25 protein-coding genes are annotated in these 18,782 nt (G+C 51.7%); 23 read left to right on the top strand and 2 right to left on the bottom strand.

The genetic code is table 11. The features are described 5' to 3' along the window. Positions 1-11: 11 nt before the first annotated feature. The 14 genes from MHZ89_RS07070 to MHZ89_RS07005 all read left to right on the top strand — a co-directional run bounded on the left by MHZ89_RS07070 (position 12) and on the right by MHZ89_RS07005 (position 9,764). Positions 12-1,079 carry a major capsid protein gene (locus MHZ89_RS07070; RefSeq protein ID WP_311782416.1) on the top strand — a complete coding sequence of 356 codons (1,068 nt, stop codon included), beginning with the start codon at positions 12-14 and terminating at the stop codon, positions 1,077-1,079. Positions 1,080-1,089: 10 nt separating this feature from the next. Then, complete coding sequence (locus MHZ89_RS07065) at positions 1,090-1,488, top strand: hypothetical protein (protein ID WP_311782415.1); 399 nt, start codon at positions 1,090-1,092, stop codon at positions 1,486-1,488. 2 nt (positions 1,489-1,490) lie between these two features. Beyond that, the gene (locus tag MHZ89_RS07060) at positions 1,491-1,868 is read left to right on the top strand and encodes a hypothetical protein (RefSeq protein WP_311782414.1); all 378 of its coding nucleotides are present in this window, start codon (positions 1,491-1,493) and stop codon (positions 1,866-1,868) included. Between the two features lie 172 nt (positions 1,869-2,040). Then, positions 2,041-2,391 (top strand): hypothetical protein, encoded by a 351-nt coding sequence (locus tag MHZ89_RS07055; protein ID WP_311782413.1) that lies wholly within the window; start codon positions 2,041-2,043, stop codon positions 2,389-2,391. A 1-nt stretch (position 2,392) separates the two neighbouring features. Further along, complete coding sequence (locus MHZ89_RS07050) at positions 2,393-2,761, top strand: HK97 gp10 family phage protein (protein WP_311782412.1); 369 nt, start codon at positions 2,393-2,395, stop codon at positions 2,759-2,761. Continuing rightward, a complete protein-coding gene (locus MHZ89_RS07045; protein WP_311782411.1) occupies positions 2,758-3,141 on the top strand; it encodes a hypothetical protein in 384 nt (127 codons plus the stop codon). The genes MHZ89_RS07050 and MHZ89_RS07045 overlap by 4 nt, the downstream gene beginning before the upstream one ends. Before the next feature lie 24 nt (positions 3,142-3,165). After that, on the top strand, positions 3,166-3,909 hold the full coding sequence (locus MHZ89_RS07040) for an Ig-like domain-containing protein (RefSeq protein ID WP_311782410.1): 744 nt from the start codon (positions 3,166-3,168) through the stop codon (positions 3,907-3,909). Between the two features lie 49 nt (positions 3,910-3,958). Further along, positions 3,959-4,630: a DUF6246 family protein gene (locus MHZ89_RS07035; RefSeq protein WP_311782409.1), complete on the top strand. Its 672-nt coding sequence runs from the start codon at positions 3,959-3,961 to the stop codon at positions 4,628-4,630. Positions 4,631-4,976: 346 nt separating this feature from the next. After that, entirely contained in the window at positions 4,977-5,156 is a 180-nt protein-coding gene (locus MHZ89_RS07030) for a hypothetical protein (protein WP_311782408.1), read from the top strand. A gap of 10 nt (positions 5,157-5,166) precedes the next feature. Then, on the top strand, positions 5,167-5,649 hold the full coding sequence (locus MHZ89_RS07025; RefSeq protein ID WP_311782407.1) for a type II toxin-antitoxin system death-on-curing family toxin: 483 nt from the start codon (positions 5,167-5,169) through the stop codon (positions 5,647-5,649). Between the two features lie 176 nt (positions 5,650-5,825). Beyond that, positions 5,826-6,155: a hypothetical protein gene (locus tag MHZ89_RS07020; protein WP_311782406.1), complete on the top strand. Its 330-nt coding sequence runs from the start codon at positions 5,826-5,828 to the stop codon at positions 6,153-6,155. A gap of 81 nt (positions 6,156-6,236) precedes the next feature. Further along, positions 6,237-6,692 carry a hypothetical protein gene (locus MHZ89_RS07015; protein ID WP_311782405.1) on the top strand — a complete coding sequence of 152 codons (456 nt, stop codon included), beginning with the start codon at positions 6,237-6,239 and terminating at the stop codon, positions 6,690-6,692. Positions 6,693-6,696: 4 nt separating this feature from the next. After that, positions 6,697-7,035 carry a hypothetical protein gene (locus MHZ89_RS07010; RefSeq protein WP_311782404.1) on the top strand — a complete coding sequence of 113 codons (339 nt, stop codon included), beginning with the start codon at positions 6,697-6,699 and terminating at the stop codon, positions 7,033-7,035. A 59-nt stretch (positions 7,036-7,094) separates the two neighbouring features. Continuing rightward, a complete protein-coding gene (locus MHZ89_RS07005; protein WP_311782403.1) occupies positions 7,095-9,764 on the top strand; it encodes a tape measure protein in 2,670 nt (889 codons plus the stop codon). 22 nt (positions 9,765-9,786) lie between these two features. Here MHZ89_RS07005 and MHZ89_RS07000 read toward each other — a convergent pair whose 3' ends face one another. Next, entirely contained in the window at positions 9,787-10,080 is a 294-nt protein-coding gene (locus MHZ89_RS07000) for an Arc family DNA-binding protein (protein ID WP_311782402.1), read from the bottom strand. 119 nt (positions 10,081-10,199) lie between these two features. Here MHZ89_RS07000 and MHZ89_RS06995 point away from each other — a divergent pair, with 119 nt between their 5' ends. From MHZ89_RS06995 to MHZ89_RS06980, 4 genes are all read left to right on the top strand, one after another. Further along, entirely contained in the window at positions 10,200-10,346 is a 147-nt protein-coding gene (locus tag MHZ89_RS06995) for a DNA-binding protein (RefSeq protein WP_311782401.1), read from the top strand. A 68-nt stretch (positions 10,347-10,414) separates the two neighbouring features. Next, positions 10,415-11,035 carry a P22AR C-terminal domain-containing protein gene (locus tag MHZ89_RS06990; protein ID WP_311782400.1) on the top strand — a complete coding sequence of 207 codons (621 nt, stop codon included), beginning with the start codon at positions 10,415-10,417 and terminating at the stop codon, positions 11,033-11,035. Positions 11,036-11,125: 90 nt separating this feature from the next. Further along, positions 11,126-11,851 carry a hypothetical protein gene (locus MHZ89_RS06985; RefSeq protein ID WP_311782399.1) on the top strand — a complete coding sequence of 242 codons (726 nt, stop codon included), beginning with the start codon at positions 11,126-11,128 and terminating at the stop codon, positions 11,849-11,851. A gap of 94 nt (positions 11,852-11,945) precedes the next feature. Continuing rightward, the gene (locus tag MHZ89_RS06980; protein WP_311782398.1) at positions 11,946-12,299 is read left to right on the top strand and encodes a phage tail protein; all 354 of its coding nucleotides are present in this window, start codon (positions 11,946-11,948) and stop codon (positions 12,297-12,299) included. A 14-nt stretch (positions 12,300-12,313) separates the two neighbouring features. Here MHZ89_RS06980 and MHZ89_RS06975 read toward each other — a convergent pair whose 3' ends face one another. Further along, positions 12,314-12,505: a hypothetical protein gene (locus MHZ89_RS06975; RefSeq protein WP_311782397.1), complete on the bottom strand. Its 192-nt coding sequence runs from the start codon at positions 12,503-12,505 to the stop codon at positions 12,314-12,316. Positions 12,506-12,604: 99 nt separating this feature from the next. Here MHZ89_RS06975 and MHZ89_RS06970 point away from each other — a divergent pair, with 99 nt between their 5' ends. The 5 genes from MHZ89_RS06970 to MHZ89_RS06950 are packed head-to-tail and all read left to right on the top strand — an operon-like array spanning position 12,605 to position 18,727. Beyond that, on the top strand, positions 12,605-13,309 hold the full coding sequence (locus MHZ89_RS06970) for a phage minor tail protein L (RefSeq protein WP_311782396.1): 705 nt from the start codon (positions 12,605-12,607) through the stop codon (positions 13,307-13,309). After that, the gene (locus MHZ89_RS06965; RefSeq protein ID WP_311782395.1) at positions 13,306-14,034 is read left to right on the top strand and encodes an NlpC/P60 family protein; all 729 of its coding nucleotides are present in this window, start codon (positions 13,306-13,308) and stop codon (positions 14,032-14,034) included. The genes MHZ89_RS06970 and MHZ89_RS06965 overlap by 4 nt, the downstream gene beginning before the upstream one ends. Continuing rightward, positions 13,977-14,501, top strand: a complete 525-nt coding sequence (locus tag MHZ89_RS06960) for a tail assembly protein (protein ID WP_311782394.1) — start codon at positions 13,977-13,979, stop codon at positions 14,499-14,501. Before MHZ89_RS06965 ends, MHZ89_RS06960 begins: the two co-directional genes overlap by 58 nt. A 9-nt stretch (positions 14,502-14,510) precedes the next feature. Continuing rightward, a complete protein-coding gene (locus MHZ89_RS06955; protein ID WP_311782393.1) occupies positions 14,511-17,642 on the top strand; it encodes a phage tail protein in 3,132 nt (1,043 codons plus the stop codon). Continuing rightward, positions 17,642-18,727: a DUF6453 family protein gene (locus MHZ89_RS06950; RefSeq protein WP_311782392.1), complete on the top strand. Its 1,086-nt coding sequence runs from the start codon at positions 17,642-17,644 to the stop codon at positions 18,725-18,727. The genes MHZ89_RS06955 and MHZ89_RS06950 overlap by 1 nt, the downstream gene beginning before the upstream one ends. Positions 18,728-18,782: the final 55 nt, after the last annotated feature.

The raw sequence follows: 18,782 nt of genomic DNA, 5'->3' as shown, positions 1-18,782 counted from the left end.
GGAGCACCTGAATGTTCGTATTTTCCCGTTCCATTGGCGAGCGCACTGGCAACCTTGAGGTTAACCAGGCGCAGTTTGCCGAACTGCAAATGGCGCGCAATGAAGGCGCTCAGGCTGCCGCCGACTTCCTCGGTCGTGTACGCGGTATCCGTGAAGATGCCGGTCGTCTGGATGCCGTAAACGCAGTTGATGACATCCGCCGCCTTTACCGCGCGTTTGATACCACCGTGCTGGCGCAGTTCGAGCCAAACACCCAGTTCACCCTGCTGAACGATCTGATGCCGCTGTCGCGCTCAGTGCGCATCGAACAGTCCCGCTACGACTATGCGCGCACCGGCGGCCGTGGCTGGGCGCACACATCCATGAGCGGCCAGATTGGCGCGGCTCTCGATGCGAAGTCTTACACCTTCGACGGCACCATGGTCCCGATCCACGATTCAGGCTTTAAGTTCACCTGGCGCGACCCGATCTTCAACAGCCCGTCAGCGCTTCAGTCACAGGCCGATGCACAGCGCGGTTCTGTTGAGGACGTGCAGCGCCAGTACGTTGACTACATGTTCAACGGCTTCCGCGACTCTGAAGGAAACTTCGTGCAGTTTGACGGTTTGACGTGGAAAGGCCTTAAAAATGACGAGCGCGTTGCGCAGGTCACGCTGACCTTCAACTTCGCAACCAGCACCGATCCGGTAGACTTGCGCACCAACGCCATCGCCCTGCGCGATGTGGTTCGCGTAACCAACAGCCAGTATGCGCCGCAGACCTGGTATGTCTCTGCCGAGATCATGTCCAACCTCGAGCGTTATTTCGACGTGAACGCCACCCGCACCGTGCTGGAAGAGCTGCTGAAGCTGTCCGGTATCGACGCCATCAAAGAAGATGCGCAGTTGTCTGGCAACGAAATCCTGATCGTCCCGCTGACCGCAGGCGTTATCGCGCCGGTTGTTGGTCAGGCGATTGGCACCGTTGCCGACCCGCGCCAGTTCTACAACAGCGATTACGTGTGGCGCACCTGGGGTGCAATGGGTCTGATGGTCAAGCAGGACATCAACAACAAGTTCTCCGTCATCCACGCCTCTTAAGGAGCAGCTAATGGCACTCGTGAAAATCCTGAGCTCTAACCTTTTCGCCGGTGCCGGTTTCCAGAAGCTGGAGGCCGGTAAGGTTTATGACGTTGATAAAGCGATCGCTGAAAAGTGGGTTGCGGACGGTAAAGCTGAAGCATCCAAAGAGAAGGGGGAGGCGCTGCAGTTCGAAGTGGCAACTCCTTCTGCGCCTGTTTCCGCTGATACCTCAGCGCTGCAGACGCAGCTCAATGACGCGCTGGGGCAGCTGAAGCAGGCTCAGTCCGACGCCGATACCAAAGACAAAGAGCACGCCGACGCGCTGGAGCAGTTGAAGCTGGCGCACGCTGAAGAGCTGCAAACGGCAACGAAGCGCGCAGATGATGCTGAAGCCGCGCTGGCAGAAGCAATCAAGAAGGCGAAATAACCATGGCAGCCCAAATCACGCTGGAAGACGTAAAGCCGCTGATAGCTGAGCTGGGCTTCACGGTTCCTGATGCAGTGCTTCAGTTGCTGATCGAGCAGGTCAGCGCAGCGTCTGCCTGCATGGACGGGGCGGGCTACTCCGAAAGCCTGCAAAAGCTGTTGCTCATCTATGCAGCCACGCGACTGGCCGCCCTGTCCGGTGCCCGGAGAATTTCATCACAGTCAGCTCCATCTGGCGCCTCGCGGTCGTTTACCTATGATTCGGCGGGAACAGATTATCTGTACACGCAGATCCTCGACTGGGATAAAAACGGCTGTCTGTCCGGGCTTCCTCTTTCAGGAGCAAAGGTCGGGCTGTTCATGGTTGTGGGGGGCTGCTGATGTTATGGATTCCTGTGACACAGCGGCTGCCTAAGCCATTTAACCGCGTCTGGCTAAAAACCTCATGCGGTCGGCAGACAACCGGCTACGTTAACAGCGGCGGCGAGTGGGTGATTAACTGCCCGCGCATTGCCGCCGAAAAGCCCACTGTAATGAGCTGGAGAGAGTAGCGATGTCCGAAGTAGCACGCTGGTCTTATACCGGCAAAGCGACGTTCTGGAAGCGGCTGGTGGGCCAGAATGAGATGGGCGACCCGTTAGGCTTCGCCGCGCCAGTGGTAATTGATTGCGGCTATCAGGGTGGCCTGAGCAAGCGCCTGGGCAGTATCGGAGCGGAGCGTGTCGTAAAAAACACGGTCTGGACTGAGTTCGCTGGTGTCGATACCGGCGATTACATTCTGATTGGCGTCTCTGCCGAGCCTGACCCGTTGAAGGCGGGAGCCGATGAGGTGATGCAGGCTGTGCGCTTCGAAGACACTTTCGACCGCCTGGCGGATGACTTCGCGATCATTACGGGGGCATAGCATGGGCGTTAAGGTAAAGGGTATCCGGCAGGCCCAGCAAAAACTAAGCGCGCTGATTGATGATATTCAGGGTCGCAAGGCAGTCCGGGCCTTGCAGAGCGCGCTGATCATCGGTTCATCTCAGGCGGCGCTTTACACGCCTATCGACACGAACACGCTCATCAACAGCCAGTACCGCGAACTGAGCGTAAACGGAAGCAGGTTAACCGGGCGTGTGGGCTACTCAGCCAACTATGCGGTTTACGTCCATGACCCGAATATTCCGCAAAACTTCCGGCGTGCCACGGCGCAGAAAGAGTTCCTGTCGAAGGGGTTCGAAGATACACGCGAACTAATCGACAGGACGATCAAGAAGGAGATGGCCCTATGACACCTCCAATGCATACGCGGGTGCGCAACCTCTTCGCCAGTGCCGGGTTAGCTGAAGGCTTCACAATTCAGCAGCTGGTCTGGTCTGACAGTGGAAACCTTTCCGATGCGTTCCTAGTATTCCGGCCTAATGGCGGATCTGCTGTGAGGAAAGACCTTGGCTCAGAGTATTACGTGATGGTCGACGTGATCGGCGCGAAGGGCGGTAATGGAGCAGCTGATAGCGCAGTGCAGAACATCATTGACTACGTGCAACAGCACCCCATGGCTGATGAGTGCGTCGGCTACCTCGAAAACCTCGGCGGCATCCCCGCTCCCGTTCTAACTACCGAAGGCCGCCTGGTCTATCGGCTCCAGTTTGTCGCCACATTCGGCGCTTAACTAAACGTCCAAGAGGATAGAAATATGGCAGATTGCCAGAACAGCAACGAACGTTTGTTCGGTGGCGCCGTTGTGCTTGAAGTAGCTGACGGCTGCAGCGATGCGCTCCCGCAAGAGTCTGAGTGGAAAGCGCTCGCCGCCGGCACAAGCAAAGGTTTCGACTTTAGCCCTAACAGCGTCACCAGTGATGCAGACGATGGTAAAGGCTATGTTGAGACGATCGTAACCAACTCGGATTTCACCATCAGCTTTGAAGGTGAAGTGCGTAAGAAAGACAAGCTGGACCAGTACGGTATTGGCCGCTTCATCAAGTATTACCATACCGAAATCAGCAACCGTCGTCAGCCTGGCATCTGGGTGCGCCTCGAATATGGCCCGGTCACTTTTATCGGCTACATGAACATCACCGCACTCAGCTCAGACGGCGGCACAAACGACATCGTGTCACTGACCACTGAGTTCAAAGTGGGCGATGCAAGCACCATTCAGGTTATCGATACCGATGAGACAGTAGCGGCCACTGGCGTGACCGTTACCCCGGCGACAGCAAGCCTGGCTGTTGGCGCATCCCGTCAGCTTACCGGCGCAGTACAGCCGACTGACGCTACCGATCGCACCGGCACCTGGACGACGTCTGATGCTTCGAAGGCCACCGTCAGCAGCACCGGTCTCGTTACCGCACTGGCGGCAGGCTCTGCAACGATCACATTCAAATCCAATGACGGCAACTTCACCGGCACCTGTGCGGTTACTATCACCGCTTCGTAACCATTCCAAGGGGCGGCGTGCTGCCCCTGATAATGCTTATGGAGAGCGTATGACCCCTTACAAAGAAATTGGCGAGTGCCTGATATCGCTGGGTGAACGTGACTACTTTTTCCGGCCGTCATTCGCAAACATGATGCGAATTGGTGATCCTGCTGAGATTGTCCAGGCGTTTTATGACCTTCACAATGATGAATATGCTTCGTTGATTAAGCGCTCGGTAGCAGCTTACGGGGGCGTTCCGCAGTGGTTGATGAGCTACATTGCTCGGCCGCAGTTCAATAAGAATATGGTCTACTCAGCGATGAATGTGCTGTCAGCCTGCTGCGATGAAAACATCACTGATCTGGTCGGAGAGTTACGCCCCGGCAAGTCTGGAAAGTGGCTATTTGTTTACCGGAAAGGCGCTATGCCAGTTAGTGACATGGTGCTGATAGCGCAGTCGCTCATGCAACATGGCATCATCGGCAAAGCGAAAGTAAGACGACTGCAAAAACACGAAGGGACCAGCACATCATCGGAGTTCAATGCCTTCGAGTACATCAACGCCGCCCGTACACACCTTGGTATGAGCCGCGAAGAGGCTGAGCGCCTTACGATGACCGAATTTCAGATGCTGTTGGCTGCGAAGTTCCCGGAGCAGAAGGGCTTCACGAAAGAAGAGTATGACGCTGTGGCTGATGATTATATGGCTAGGAAGGCGAAGAGGATGGCTAAGGGCTAATTAAAGGGCGCAGGAGTATATCCCTCACCGAGGATTTGTGTCACTCATTGCCATGCAAAGTGCTTGTGCAAAAAGTGCTAAAATTGCGTGCGGCGCAATTTTATGAAGACTCATGCTATGGTTAGATGATGACGGCATCGTCAGTTACGGGATGGGTATAATGTCGCTAAAATCCTCGAACGTGCAAAGCCGCATTTAAAAACGTCGCCGAACATGCTTCGATCTTGGCTGTGGCGGTATTGCTCATTTATGAGTAACGGTATTAGACTCCTTATCACAACCTGGGTTGTATTTGCCATTAGCGTAAGCTGTGGCTTGCTTACACGTTTTACTAAGGGGTCTATCCATGGGTCACGCACAGAAAAAGGCAGAGAGATTGTACATCCCGCCTCGTGACAAGAGCATCGTAGCAGCTCCGCGAGCGGCAATGAGTGATGCCACTACGCATCATGACCAAGTTCAAAATGCTTTTGGCTTTGGTTTCGCACGTTACGAAAAAGCGATGGAAGACCTGTCTAAGGTGTAAGTGAATACGCATGGCAGAGCATGTTGATGGAGTTAACTACCTGTCCGTAGATGACCTTTGTTTTATCAACAGGTCACTAATCGAGGCTCAAACCCCTAATGAGCCTATCGACGTCCTAAACCCCAACGGATTGGGTTCGTCTCAAGCAAGACCAAGCCAAATAAGATACTACGAGCAGACAGATGACATGTTTCATCTGGCTGCTGCGCTTATTGAAAGCCTCATACAAAATCATCCTTTCGCGAATGCCAACAAACGTACCGCGATGATGTCTGGCTACATCTTCTTACTGATGAATGGTTACGAACTGACAGCCCCAGATCATGAGGTGGTCACAATTGCCGAGGGGATGGCAATGAAAGAGTACGATGCTGAGGATATGGAAAATTGGCTTTGCCATTGGTCACGCGCTTATGACTCACGGGCTTTATGTGTGACGGCTATGGTTAGCATTTGTGAGATTGTTAATTTAAGTATTCCTCGCCCTGCATAAAACTACCTGCCATACCTTGCTTCCCGTTACTTCACATCCTGACAGATGATCAGTGCTTTTGGTTCAGGTGCGCATGCTCTACGTTTCAGGCCGGGGGCTACGTACTATCTTTGTTTAGCATTACCCTACGCTCTTCCCGTGATAGCATCTTTTGAGGATCAGCTATGGAGAGCGTTATGAAATATCGTATTGAACTAGCCTGTGAAGCATACCCACTAGACAAAATGTGGATTGATGTGAAGCTGGACCAAAAAAAGTTTATAGATGTAACCGAAGAACACTTTGGCACTGGAGCCATAACGTACTCAGGGGATGCGCGCGACTATAGATTTTCCCTTTATGAGATCTCGGAAGGAGTTGCCGGAATCGACTGGGAAGACAAAAGGTTTCCAGCGGGTGAATTGCACATACTGAAGAAGCGTGTAGTGAAGGGAAGTGTTCATAAATTTTTAGACAGCCGTGAGCGTTCTCATTACAAGGTAACAAAAATCATCCCATTCACTTAACCCGTTCCGGCGGGTTTCTTGCTTCCCATTGCACCGCATCCCCGCTAGGATTTATCCCACGTTACTTATGGGGATAGGGATATGGAACTTCAGGGTTTTGCTCCTCAAAAGGTCGCATGGTTCAGAGATTGGGTGCTGAAAAAGAACTTCTTAGAAGTCGTCGATTTGCACTTTACCCTAACCGGGGCTATTAAAACGCATTACCGACTGCGTAGCGATGATAAGCATCTAAGGATTGCAATCAGTGCCTGTGAATACATGGTCAGCATTTCGGACATCGTGATGGATGCTTTGATTGCACAGGCCCATTACCAGATTTACGAATACGAGCAGATCATTGGCCCGTATCCTTATCCAAGAACTTTCGTCAGACCAACGAATGTAGGCTATGACCAATTAGGTGTTCTACTACGGCGTTATAAACAGGCGGAAAGAGATGCTACCCTGAAAGAGAAAATGCTCTCTGAAGGTTGGAAGGGAGGGACGATAAACCTTTCCGAAGTCAAAGGTCGATACTTCTTACATCAAAAAGGATAAGGGTATGAAGAAACTGATTTTGGGTGCAGTGGCCTTAGTTGCGGTTACTACGGCGGCAAACAAGCCGCCTTACAAGTTGTACGTACCGTCAGATCTCAATGCGACCTATACCGTGCTGGAAATAGGAACCAAAGGCAATCTCGCCACAATCATTACCAAGCGAGATGGCAAATCGGGTACAACTTATTCGCAACGCGCCTACGATTGCAGCGCAAAAAAGGTGATGTATTTGGGTTCTGGCGAGACTTTAGAAGACATGCATTCATCTAAACCAGATGACCACCTGTCACCAATAGTTGGTGGCTCAATTGCTGATTATGTTGGCAGTGAAGCCTGCAGCTAAACCTTAATCATTTATATATCAACCCGCTTCGGCGGGTTTTTTATTGCCCGGAGATCGTAATGTCAGAGAAAGTTGGAGAAATTTACTACGATGTTGGCGCTGACATTGCTCCATTGCTGCAAGGTTCAACGCAAGCCAAAGCGGCACTTGACTCTATGGGTAAAGGTGCAGATAAGGCTTCAAATAGTATGGATGGCCTTGAGCGTTCTGCGCAGAAAACCGGAAAAGCGGTCGCGAGATCTGCCAATGACGCCAGCCAGGCTTCTAAGGTTATGGAGTCACTTGGAAACCAAGTAGCAATACTCGAGGAAAAGCAGCAAAACGGCGCAAGGGCCGCAGTTGTTTTGGCAGCAGAGCTTCAAGCAGGATCTCAGGCTACTGCATCACAAAGAAAAGAGATTGCATCGTTAGCTGGTCAGCTTTATGACCTTAAGAGCGCTCAAGATGCAGCTTCTTCATCAACTGAGAAGGCGACCGCTTCATCCGGCAGGATGGAGATGATGATGAACAGAGTTGGTTTGGCAATAGCAGGTGCTTTTACGTTGCAAGCTGCCGGTCGCATCATTTCTATAGCGGATCAGATGTCCATTCTTCAGGCTAGGGTTGAACGGCTTTCTCCTTCAATTGAAGTTGCAAAGAGTACCATGGCCAGTTTAAGCGCTATCGCAGCTCAAACGGGCAGCAGCCTCGATGATACGGAAAGGCTATGGGAAAAATTAACTCAGTCATTGAAATCTGCTGGCGTATCGAATTCTCAAATCCTCGCCCTTACAGAAACACTCCAAAAAATAGGTACAGTTGGCGGTTCATCCAGTGAAGAGATGAGCTTAGCCCTACGGCAATTTGGGCAGTCTCTGGATGGCGGAATTATCCGGGCAGAGGAATTTAACTCGATTATTGAGCAGATGCCGGAACTGGCGCGCCAGATGGCAGCCGGTTTAGGCATATCTGTTGGTGATTTACGCAAGAGAATGCTGGAGGGCAAGCTAACAGCAGAGGATGCGCTGAATGCCATAAGATCCCAGGCTGGGAAGGTTAGTGAAGAATTCGACAAAATGCCTTCAAGCGTCGAACGCGCTAAAAACTCATTGGATGTTGCATTTAAAAACGTGATTTCAGATTTGAATGAATCCATTGGGCTGACCAGGTCTCTGGCCGGTGCCATGACCCAGCTTTCAAACAACCTGAATTACTTCAACAAGAATGCCGGGGACGCTGGAAGGCTTCCTAAGTTACTTGAACTGCAAAAGCAATACACAAGCGAGGTTCAGGAAGGACAAAAGTGGTGGGAGACGCAGTCTGTTTACCAGCAGCGAGTTGGTCAGGCGACGTTTAATCTAAAAAATACGGAAGCTGAGATCAGAAGCATTCGTGCTGCCTCCACAAAGGAACTCGAAAGCCAGTCGAAGATCGTAATCCCAAAATCCACGACTGACAGCAAAGAAGCCAAGGATCTGGAGAAGAAGTCTCAACGACGCCTGGAACTATCGAAACTGGAAGGTCAAGCTAAGGCAAGACTGCAAGCTCAATATGATGCTGAAGATGCTGGTATAACTGACAGTAAGCGCGTGAAGGCACTGCAGGATGAGTATGCGGCCACTGAGAAAAATACATCTGCAACCAAAGCTGGAAATGCAGAAGCGAGAAAGTCTGCGTCACAAGCAGAATCGGTAACGCAGAAACTGGAGGCGCTCAGAGCAAAGTCAGAGCAGGTAGGTGATACGACTAAAGAACTATCGCGAGCTCAAGCCATTCTGGCTGCGGAGCAGTCGCTGGGCAAAGGCGCTACCGATACTCAGATAGAGCAGGCAGGAAAGTATGCGGCAAAAATCTGGGATCAAAACAACGCCCTCAAGCAACAGGCCCAAATTAAGCAGGGCATGAAGTTCGCTCAGCAGGAAATTGCTGCATCCGAGGTTATGCCAGATGCTAGATCGGGCGCGGTTCAGAATCCAACAGCTCAGATTGACCTACAGGAAAAGCAGAAGCTCGAGGCGTTAGCCAAATATCAGGCCTTGGATGTTCAGAACGCCCAGCTCTATGAGGATGCCAAAACTGCCATTCAGCGACAGGCAGCCAATGCTCGCCAACAGATTGCAGAGAACGAAGCGAACATGCAGTCGCAGGCGATCTCTTCGATCATTGGTTCTGTGTCACAGGGTCTCGATGGACTCGCCAATCTGGCAGCTGGTGCTGCAGGTAAAAGCAGTGGCGCTTATCAGGCTATGTTCGCCCTTAGCAAAGGCTTTGCAGTGGCTCAGGCTGCTTTAAACCTGCAGCTTGCCATCTCACAGGCAATGGCTGACCCAACAGCCTTAACTCCGGCGCAGAAGTTCGCCAACTATGCGGCGATCGCTAGTGCTGGTGCGTCTCTTCTTTCCAGTATCGGTAGCATCTCATACGGTGGAGGGCGTGAACACGGCGGCCCCGTTAACGCCAATAGCATGTACCGTGTAGGCGAGGGCGGTAAGCCTGAAATTTTCAAAGCCAGCAATGGTAGCCAGTACATGATACCAGGCGATAGCGGTAGGGTGATTAGCAATCGGGATCTAGGTGGTTCTGGCGTTGGCAATGGAGGTATATCAATGACATTCCAGTTCGACATTCAGACCACTGGTGGAATCGACGAGGCGACGCAGAAGCAGATGGCCCAGATGATGCAAACAGTAGCGATACGCACCATCAAAGACCAACAGCGCCCAAGAGGGCTACTCGCACCATCCAAATGAGTTAATTAGATAGGAAGCCCACTCAGGTGGGCTTTTTCTTCATGGATTTCAGATCGTATTCCGCCAAAACTTCTTTCATTGAGCTTTCTAGAACTTCATCTATCAGCTCCCTTAGTTCCGATTTTTTCATGATTAGAGTTGCATCTTCTGCTTGCGGGTAAGGGTCTTTATCGGCATTTACCCATGCCTCTATAGCTGCAACCATCTCTGCATTAGCGGATCGTTTATTCCGTTCTGCCATCAAAGCTATGTGCTCCTTAAGCTCTTCAGGCAATCGAAGGTTAACTTGCGGATTTTTATACCTTCTCTCTGACATCTTAACTCCTTCGCCAAAGCGGGCGCTGCGCATATGAGTAAATAGTACGTACATACCTATTGACTAGCAATACGTACCTAAATACTATGTATGCATACCTAATACATATGGAGATAAAAATGAAAGTAAAAACACTGCGCATGCCGGATTGGTTGGAAAAGGTAATGGAAGACTTGGCGCAAAAGGATGATCGCTCTTTTAGCAAGGAAGCTGTTCGGGCAATGAGAGAGTATGCAGAACGTCAGGGTGTGAAGTGTCCAGAATGACAGAAGCCCAACGGTGGTCAGACCGTCAGGCTTCATTAACCGAAAATCCCCAGCAAGGAATTAACGATATGAACATTGTAGCCAAATCAGAATTTAACTTCCAGGGCAACGCTATCGTTCCGGTGGCTAACTTGAGCGGAATCTGGTTGACCTCTACAGACATTGCCAACGCGCTGCATTACAAAAGCTCAAAGTCGATTACGAACCTTTTCAACCAAAACTCTGATGAGTTTACCAGTGGTATGACTCAGGTCATCGAATCAGTGACCTCAGGCAATTACCGCAAAAAGGTCCGAGTTTTCAGTCTTCGCGGTGCTCACTTGATAGCGATGTTTGCTCGCACTGATGTAGCTAAAGAGTTCCGCCGCTGGGTTCTCGACATTCTGGATCGCGAGGTCGCTCATTCACCTATCGCTAAGCAATTCAGCGATGCTGATTTATGCCACTTGGCGTGGATGTGGGATGTCAGCAACCGCATGCAGGACTTCGCAAAAGAACTTGCCCCGGCCATGTACTCGATGAAGTCAGCGCACGCTGGCAAGTTCCACGATTTCGGTAAAGAGTTTCGTTGGACATTTGAAGAAGCGCGCAAGGCCATAGAGAACGCTACGCAGCACATTCCATATCAGCCAGAGCGTGATGATAACTGGGCACGTGTTCTGCCACGCTTGAGAAAGGAGCTTCATTGATAGGCGTCACGGATGGCGCAAAAAGAAAAACCGCCAGTGTGCAGCTGGCGGCTTACTGTCAAACCCAACTAAGCAAAGAAGGATTTCTAAATGACTGAAGTTACTTTAGCAGTAGCGGGATCTGTTGTCACGGAGAAAACTATTGATAGCCAGTCTCTGCTTGCAATGGTTAACGATGCGCGGAGGAAGTGCGGTGAACCGGCGATCAGGAATAACAAGCTCATTGAAAAAATTGAAGATGAGCTTGAGGGAGAGACCTACACAAAAAGTGTAGGTCGTAAGAATGGTGCTGATATCGACATCATCAGCATGGGGATTAAGCAGGCGCTAAGAGTTGCAGCGCGCGAGTCTAAGGCAGTACGTCGAGCACTCGTAGATAAGTTGGAATCAATGCAGGAAGCCCACCTGACCAGAGGTAAGTCAGCAAGCGGTCTGGTTGAGTATCGGCAAGCCAGAACTCTTAAGATGACGGTTGAGGCAGTAACTAACCTGTTTGACCTGATGCCGAATCTTGCCCCTGAAGCCAAGCAGTGTGCGGCTGCTAGCATTATCAACCCGATTGTCGGCTTTAACGCAATTCCTCTGCCGGTCATTGAAGAGCATTACATGACAGCAGGAGAGGTTGCCGAGCAGATTGGAAGCACGGCCAATAAGGTAGGCCGAGTTGCTAACGCGAATGGACTCAAGACGGAAAAATACGGTAAGTTTTTTATCGACAAATCGAAACACTCAGACAAGCAAGTCGAGGCGTTCCGCTACAACGCTGAAGGCGTCAATGCTCTGCGCCACCTGATTCATGGTGCTAACGTCGCATGATTTCATGAGTGTCGGTTAAACCTACCGACGCCATATGTTGAACATAGACCGTAAATCCCAACCCGCTTCGGCGGGTTTTTTATTTGGAGCCCCTATGCCAGAAACTTTCACATGGAGCCCTCAAAAGGGCTTCACGGGCGAGCGTACGCCTGATGTAGCCGTAGTGAAGTTAGGTGATAGCTACGAACAGCGCCAGGTGAAGGGTATCAATCCGCTTATGGGGAAATACCCGCTAACGTTTATTGGTTACGACGATACGAAATGCGCGAGGCAAAACGTGGCGAAAGCTGCTGACACGTTTCTGACGGCGCGTATGGCGGTAGAATCCTTTTACTGGACGCCACCTGACACTGGCGTTCAGGGGCTGTATGTGTGCCGATCATGGTCGCTGCAGAAAACGGGGAGTGTTTATCAGTTAACCGCGACGTTTGAACAGGTGCCGCGGTGATAAACTCTAATTACTCAAAGTGATTCTACTTTTTTCAGCTGAGCAGTATGACCTTTCCATATAGCCTTAGCCTGAACCTTTGATGTTGCAATCTGGATAGCACTGGATTCGCTATTAGCTTCTACAGTTTCGCTAGCGCTTCCAACACCCTGCCCGCCGCCAGCCATTTGGCGCACCATCTCGAAGTGAATTTTGTATTTTGGCATTTTATTTTCCTTATCAAATTATGTAATCCATTGAAAAACATCGGCTAAAAATGCGTTAGCTTTAGACTTATGCATATTTTATTTAAATTGTGGATAAATATGAGAGACATACCAGCAGAAATCATCATCGAAAGCGTCGATGCCGGGGTCGGCGCGATGCTCGACTTGTTTGAAGTCGACCTGCAGTCGTTCGGCGGTGATGTTATCCGCTTTCATGCCGGAACCAACGGTTATTACAATGATGTGATTTGGCAGGGGCGCGCCTATTCGGCCTATCCGATTGCCGTCGAAGGCTTCGAAACCAAGTCAGAAGGCACGTATTCCCGGCCGACAATGAAGGTGGCGAATATCACCGGCCTGATCACAGGCATCAACCACGATTTCGACGACGCGCTGGGCGCCGTGGTGACCCGCCGGCAGGTGCTGGTAAAGCATCTCGACGCGGTAAATTTCCCGAACGGTAATGCCGATGCCGACCCGACAATGGAGGCCGTATCGCGCTACGTCATTGAGGAGATGGCTGAAGAAACCTTCGAGACGGTGACGTATAACCTTGCCACGCCGGTCGACTGTGACAATGCCATTATCCCGGCGCGCACGATTCTGGCGGACGTCTGTCAGTGGGTTTACCGCGGCGACGGTTGCGGCTATTCCGGCCCGGCGGTTGCCGACGAGAAAGACAACCCAACATCCGACATGTCGAAAGACAAATGCTCAAAGCACCTGAGCGGCTGCGAGTTCCGTTATCCGAAGCCGAATGCGAAGCCTTACGGCGGCTATCCCGGATCAGCGAAGGTATCATGATGATTGACAGTGAGTGCCTGAATTACGCCGCCTCATCTGCAGAAGAGGTTTGCGGACTGATAATCGACAATCAGCGGTTATGGCTTTGTCGCAATGCGCATCCCGATCCGCATCGAAACTTCCGAATTGACGAAGCAGACTGGCTTAACGCAGAGGCGGCGGGAGAAATCACCGCCGTTTTTCATTCTCACCCTGAGCCGAAACTGGTTCTGTCTGCTGCCGATCGCAGCGCGCAGCTGGCTACTGGCATCGACTGGTGGTTAGCCAGTGATGGCCGCCTTCGCAAATTCCGTCCGGTGCCGCATTTGCTGGGAAGAAGGTTCGAACATGGCGTGACGGACTGCTACACGCTTTTTCGCGACGCCTATCATCTCTGCGGCATAGATCTTCCTGACTTCGAACGAAGCAACGGCTGGTGGGTGCGCGGCGAAAACCTTTACCTGAAGAACATGGCAGCCAACGGCTTCAGTGAAGTCGCTCTTGGTGCCATCCGGCCCGGCGACGTAATCATCAGGCGCGCGTTTCCTGAATGCGACCCATGCCACGCAATGATCTGGCTGGGTGACAACACTATCCTCCATCACGAAGTGCATGGCCGGTTAAGCCGCCGCGAGCCACTTCGTCAGCTTCACGTTCCTCTTATTCACTCCATCTGGAGACACGAACGATGCTCACTTTTGGATTTGCGGGGAATTTACGACGACATTTCCGCCAGATCGATTTGAACGTAGACACTCCGGCGCAGGGGCTTCGGCTGTTACTGGCTCAGTGCCCGGACTTTAAGCGTGACTTTTACCAGACCCGTCTGCGTATGCGCATCGACGGCAGCGATATCTCCGACGACAACTTGGAATTTCACATGAACCGCCACTTAAAAGACGGCGCCAGGGTGCTTTTCGTCCCTGTAATAGAAGGCTCAATTTCCGCCGTGGCTGCAGCGTGGATCATGGTTGCAGTAACCGTCGCATCAGTGGCCTATTCGCTTTACATGACTTCGCATATGAAGACGAAGACGTCAGCCGATCAGGATACTAATTCCATTACCAACAACTCATTTACCAGCGCAGAGAACCGGGTCGGGCAAGGCCGGCCTGTGCCGATTCTGCTTGGCGAAATGGTGGTCGGAAGCAACGTTATCAGCCTTGGTATTGACACCACAAACAATCAGGACTGGGACATTTCAATAAGCTAAGGTGACAGCATGAGTTCAGGCGGCGGTGGCGGCAGCACTCCTAAATTAATCGACGACAACCTCAAATCTAAGCAATTCCTTCGCGTTCTGGACCTCATTTCTGAAGGTCCGATTTATGGTCCGGTAGACCAGAGTCACCTTTCTTCCTTCATGCTGAATGACACGCCTGTAACCGATTCTGCGGGCGGCGTCACTATCAACGGCGTGAGTGTCGCCTGGCGACCGGGTACGGCTTCGCAGTTGCCTATCAGCGGCTTCAACACGGTAGAGGCAACGACGGTTGTTAATACAGCAGTTAAGCAGGCGACGCCACTGGTGCGCACCGTAACGGATACTGATGTTGACCGCATTCGCATGAATATCGGCGTTTCTGGGCTGGTGGAGCAGGACACAAAGGGAAATCAGCACGAAACGTCAGTGACCATGGTGATTGAAACCCGCAACGGTGCCGGGTCATGGCAGATTCAGAAGACTGTCACCATCAGCGGCAAGCAGTCAGGTGAATATCTTGAGGCGCACCTGTTTGACGCACCGCAAACCAAACCATTCGACATCCGGCTTCGCCGTGTAACACCTGACAGTTCCAGTGATCTGCTGACTAATGGAACCATCTGGAACAGCTATACAGAAATCACTGATGACAATCTCTCTTATCCCTACGCAGCCATCGCTGGCTGCGTTGTTGACCGTGACCAGTACGCTGACACTCCAACGCGCACTTATCATCTTCGCGGGCTGATTGTCGATGTACCTGATAATTACGACCCGATCGCGCGCACCTACACTGGCATCTGGACGGGCGGCTTTAAGTCAGCCTGGACGAATAACCCGGCCTGGATATTTCGCGCGCTGGTGAAAAATACCCGTTATGGCCTGGCTCGTCGGGCCGGTTATATCGACGTCGATGACGGCAGCCTGTATGTGCTGTCGCAGTTCTGCGATCAGCTGGTTGATGATGGCTACGGCGGGAAAGAACCTCGCTTTACGCTCAACGCCTACATCACCGAGCAGAAGAGCGCGCGCGAGCTGCTTGACGATATCGCCGGGATGTTCCGTGGCATTGCCCTGTGGGACGGCATGCGCTTTTCCATCATGCTGGATAATCCGCAGGACCCTGTTGCCTCGATCACCAATGCAAACGTCGTAGACGGCCTGTTCACCTACAGCGCGATGAAGCGCTCAGAGCGTTACAATGCTGTCATCGTATCCTGGACCGACCCGAACAACGGCTGGTCGCAGGTAAAAGAGTACGTTTCCGACGATGCGCTCATTGACCGCTACGGCTATAACGAAACAACCATAGAGGCCTTTGGCTGTACGTCGCGTGGCCAGGCGTTTCGTACAGGGAAATGGCTGATAGAGACGGCCAAGCGCGAAACCAAGAAAACCACGTTCAGGATGGCGCGCGAAGCTATTCGCTTTATCCCCGGCGATGTTGTCGAGGTTCTCGATAACAACTATGCGGCAACGCGTCTGGGTGGGCGGATCATTTCCCACGCGGGCGCGTCCATCACGGTAGACGCGGACGTTTCTGAGCTGGCTGGCTCTGGCGACACCATGTCTCTGATGGGGGCTGACGGGAAGTTTACCAAGTACGCTATTGCCAGCGTCGCAGGCCGCATAATCACGCTGAAATCTGCCCCTGCATGGGTAAAAGATGGGACGGTGTTCGTCATCTCAACGGGTGAAGTTGCACCGCGCCTTTTCCGCATCATGGGCATCTCCGAGGATGACAACAACTCGGTGTACAGCATCACGGCTACGCTGCATGACCCGAACAAGCAGGCAGTGGTCGATGATGGCGCCGTGTTCGAAATGCCTAACGATACGCTAAACGGGTATCGCGTTCCGAACATCGAAAATCTGCGGATCATCAATACGAACAGCGAAACCGTCCAGGTAACAGCAACGTGGGAGACGGCAACGCTCACGAAGAAAATCATGTTCGAGCTCTACGTTTACACCACTGACGGCAGGGTGGTAGCGCAGTATGAAACAGATCAGTTCCGATATGATTTTTACGGGCTGGATGCTGGAAACTACACACTGGGCGTGCGCGGCCGCAATGAGAACGGCATGAAGGGAGCAGAAACGCAGGTCAGCCTGGTTATCGGGGCGCCAGCGGCCCCCACCTTTGTACAGTGGAACCCCGGCATCTTTTCTGCAGACATCGTTCCAGTGATGAGCGTCAGCGCAACGACTGATACGACTTTTGAGTTCTGGTACACCGGTGAGGTTCCGGCAAGCAGCATCGGCAATGTCGAAAACGAGGCTCAGTTTCTGGGGCGCGCTTCGCAGTGGACACGGCACGGGCTCAAGGCTGACAAAACCTATTATATGTACGTGCGCACCAAAAATGCGTTTGGTGTTTCGGCTTTCGTGCAAGTATCAGGGCAGGCGTCGTCAGATATACCGGGAATGATTGATTATATCGATGAGCAGATCCGTAAGTCCGAGGCGTTTGAGCGGCTCTCTTCGAATATCGACACGAATATAGAAGGGATATTGCAGAACGCGCTTAACCTGGACGCTTCCGTAGACCATCAGTTCGAAGCTTACGGGCGCAACCGCGCTGATATCATCAGCGTCAGGCAGACCATCGCGACGAATGATTCGGCCTACGCCCAGCGCATGGATCAGATTCAGGCGCAGTCTGACAAGAACACCTCATCAGTACAGCAAGTATCCAGCGCTTACGCTGATCTGAGCGGGAAATTGTCTGCTCAGTGGGGCGTAAAAGTCCAGATTGACAAGAATGGCACGAAATATGTGGCCGGTATGCAGCTGGGCATTGAAGGGAATGGCGGATCTACGCAGTCTTTTGCCTTATTCAGTGCAGACACATTTGCGATTTACAACACAACTAACCAGAGCTACCAGCTGGCGTTTACTGCTGTTAATGGTCAGGTGTTTATCAATGATGCGCTTATCAACTACGCCTCGATTACGCTCGCTAAAGTGGGGTCGTGGTACTCAGCAAATTACGTTGCCGGGAAATCGGGAACGATTATGCGAAACGACGGCACCTTTGAACTATATGGAGGCTCAGGTACATCCGGAGGGAGCGTACTTAATGAAACGGGGCTGGCTGTTTATGACGCAAACGGCGTGGAGAGGTTTAAAGCGGGGAAACTTAACTGATGGCGGATATTTACGGAGTGAGAATCACGCCAGATGATGGCGGCAAGCAAATAATACTCGATGCCTCAATGCGGTACGCATCTTATCTCGGCAGCGCATCAATGATGGCAAATGCAGGCTCTGCTGGCGGTTTTAAGCAGCAGCCTGCGGGCAGCCGGGCGCTGATTGTGCCGCGTAATCTGGTAAGGGTTTATGAGGGAACAAACCCCGCAGGGCCGCCGATGACCTATATAAAAAGCCTTTCATTTGACGGAAGCTCATTAATCTATAGCGCGAAATATATTAGCCCCAATGGAAATACACCATCTGCAGTTGAGTCCGGGTATGCAGACGTTTTTTCTGTGTCTTATGCAGCTAACCCCGCCGTTCAGTATGGAGTTCGAATCACCAATGGCTCCAACTTTATGGAAATAGGGGATGTTTCATATCTTGGATTTGTAACTTATCGGGCTACAGTTAATGTCAACGGAGAATGGTTTATTCCGTCTGACGTGCTGAACCTCGGGAATTATATTGTTTTTGCCAGGTGGTCAAATACCGATACGCCGCTATACCTTGACAGGGCAACCAATGCCATAAGGACTTATACGTCATTTGGCAGTATTGACGGTTCGGTGCAGGGCGGGTCAGTAAGCAATGTTCAGATTGTCATTGTTTCCTGTGGGTTCTCGCCATCGCTCCCTGTTTCGGGCTACGGCATGGTTATCAGGAATGCCGCCAACCAGATAACCTACTCCAGTAAATACCCGCCCGTCATGTGGACCGATGCTTATTATGACATGGGCGCTTATGAAAATTTCGACGGCTCGACTGGCGAAGTTCTTTCATGGGTAAACCCGACCGGTTCTGTTTCGCAGCCTATGGTGCCTTTATGCAGTCTCGGCGTTCAGAGGGGCGATTACTCCAGGAACAACAGCATTTACAGCTTCAGGAAATGCCTTGAGTCCGGCATGAAAATGAACGGCAACGCAATTTCCACTGCCCGGGCTAAATCTACAGGCAGGGAAATCGCTGTTTATCAGTACCCAAAAGCTGTTCAGGCTGCCTGTCAGCTTCCATGTATTGAAGCCAGCTACTACTTCTGATTAATCCCTTAAACGAATATAACCCGGCCACTGCGCCGGGTTTTTTATTGCCCGG

This window comes from Pantoea sp. ACRSB, assembly GCF_022346905.1.
Lineage (GTDB): Bacteria > Pseudomonadota > Gammaproteobacteria > Enterobacterales > Enterobacteriaceae > Pantoea > Pantoea piersonii.
This window is presented reverse-complemented; position numbering and strand designations above follow the sequence as displayed.